The organism is Streptomyces sp. LS1784 (assembly GCF_020103755.1).
Taxonomy (GTDB): Bacteria; Actinomycetota; Actinomycetes; order Streptomycetales; family Streptomycetaceae; genus Kitasatospora.
Map to the genome: position 1 here is coordinate 1 of NZ_JAHSQD010000921.1, position 2071 is coordinate 2071.

The 2071-nt window shown below is 74.6% G+C and carries 2 protein-coding genes and 1 pseudogene; 1 reads left to right on the plus strand and 2 read right to left on the minus strand.

Annotated elements, in window-relative coordinates; all coding sequences use genetic code 11:
- Window positions 1–954: EamA family transporter (locus KS423_RS44240; RefSeq protein ID WP_224285327.1), on the minus strand; the 954-nt coding region annotated here is incomplete at its 3' end.
- Between the two features lie 139 nt (window positions 955–1093).
- Here KS423_RS44240 and KS423_RS44245 point away from each other — a divergent pair.
- Window positions 1094–1603, plus strand: coding sequence for a MarR family winged helix-turn-helix transcriptional regulator (locus KS423_RS44245; protein ID WP_224285328.1), 510 nt, complete (start codon window positions 1094–1096; stop codon window positions 1601–1603).
- Window positions 1604–1839: 236 nt separating this feature from the next.
- On the opposite strand, the pseudogene KS423_RS44250 reads toward KS423_RS44245, so the two are convergent.
- A pseudogene (locus KS423_RS44250) lies at window positions 1840–2071 on the minus strand (SAM-dependent methyltransferase); the annotation flags it as partial.

Consider the following 2071-nt stretch of genomic DNA (forward strand, 5'->3'; position numbering starts at 1 on the left):
CGGTTCGGGGCGGGGGACAGGGGCCGGGGCGGCAGCGGGAGCAGGCGCCTGAGCCTGAGCCTGAACCTGAGCCGGGGCCGGGGCCGGGGCCGGGGTGCGGCGGGCGGGGGCCTGGCCGGCGAGCATGGCGGCGAGGGCGAGGAGAAGGCCGAGGAGCTGCCAGGGGGTGAGGGTCTGGCCGAGGACGACGAGGCCGCCGAGGGTGGCGACGACCGGGTTGATCAGGCCCAGGAACGAGGCCGGGCCGGCGCCGAGGTGTTCGATGCCGCGGAACCAGAGGAAGTAGCCGAGGGCGGTGCCGATCAGGCCGAGGTAGGTGAAGCCGGCCAGGTTGGCGGCGCTCAGGGCGGGCGGCGCGCCCTCGACCACGGCCGCGAGCGGGACGAGGAAGACCGAGCCGGCCAGGAGCTGCCAGGCGGTGAGGTCGAGCAGGGTGGCGCCCTCGGGGCGGCCCCAGCGGCGGGTGAGGACGGTGCCCATGGCCATCAGCGCGACCCCGGCGACCATCGCGGCGATCCCGATGCCGTCCAGTCGCGCGCCGCTCTTGAGCACCAGCAGGGCCACTCCGCCGACCCCGACCAGGCCGGCGATCACCGCCCGCCGTCCGGGCAGCACCCGCAGCACGCCGATCGAGAACCCGGCGACGAGCAGCGGCTGGATCGCCCCGATGGTGGCGGCGACGCCGCCGGGCAGGCGGTAGGCGCCGACGAACATCAGCGGGAAGAACAGCCCGATGTTGAGCATCCCGAGTACGGCTGCGCGCCCCCACCAGCGCCCCTTGGGGAGTCGGCGGCCGATCAGCAGCAGGAGCAGTCCGGCGGGGAGCGCGCGGAGCGCGGCGAGCAGCAGCGGGCGGCCCTCGGGCAGCAGCTGGGTGGTGACGAGGTAGGTGGTGCCCCACGCGGCCGGGGCGAGTGCGGCGGTGGCGGCGATCGCTGCGCGCTTGCGGTCCATGACGTCCCCCTGAGCGTTGACTATATGAACGTTGAGATACTTTCTACGCCGGGGATCGGAGAACGTCAAGTATGTGAATGTTAAGATATCTGCGTCGAGTGGACGGCTTCGGACAGACGGCTCCGGGAGGGCGGCGGGCATGCAGCAGCGCGACACCGTGGACGACATCGTCGAGCAGTGGGCCCGGGCCCGCCCCGATCTGGACGCCGGGCCCATGGCGCTGATCGGCCGGCTGCGACGGCTCAGCGTCCGGGTCGACAACGCCCTGCGCGAGTACTTCACCGCCTGCGGCCTGGACTCCTCCGAGTTCGACGTGCTGGCCACCCTGCGCCGCTCCGGCGAGCCGTACGAGCTCAACGCCCGCGCGCTGCTCAAGTCCGCGATGGTCACCTCGGGCGCCATCACCAACCGGGTCGACCGGCTGTCCGCCAAGGGCCTGGTCGAGCGCAACCCCTGCCCGACCGACCGCCGGGCCGTCCTGGTCCGCCTCACCCCGGCCGGCAAGGAGCTGATCGACGGCGCCCTGGCCGGTCACGTCCACAACGAGGAGCGCATCCTCTCGGCCCTCGACGCGGACGAGCGCACGCAGCTCGACGCCCTGCTGCGCAAGCTCCTCGTCGCGCACGGGGACACCGAGCCGCTCCTCTGAGCCGGGGCCGACGCCGCCCCCGCGGTCGTTGTCGGTACCTCCTGGCACGCTGTCACGCAGCACGGCACAGACTGCGGGGAGCCGGCCTCCTCCCGGTCCCGGCCGACGGGCGCGAGGACGTCTTCACGGGTGCGGTGGCGATCCACACCCGGCTGCGCTGCGCCGCCTGCCACCGGTCCGACCCGCTCGACGGTACCTTCGCCCGGCGCGCCCGGCGCGGACGCCCGGCAGGCCGCTCAACGGCGGGCGACCAGCGCGTACCGCTCGTCGTCCACCGATCCGCCCCACAGCTCGGCCTCCCCACCGAGCGGCTCGACCCGAAACTCGGACACCAGCGGACGGACAGCCGCCGCGAGTTCCTCCGCCCCGATCCCTCCGCCCCACGGCAGCCGCCCGGCCCCGGTCGCGTACGGCGAGGCGGCGGCCTGCCCGGCCTCGCGCCAGCGGCCCTCGACCAGGACGAGCCGG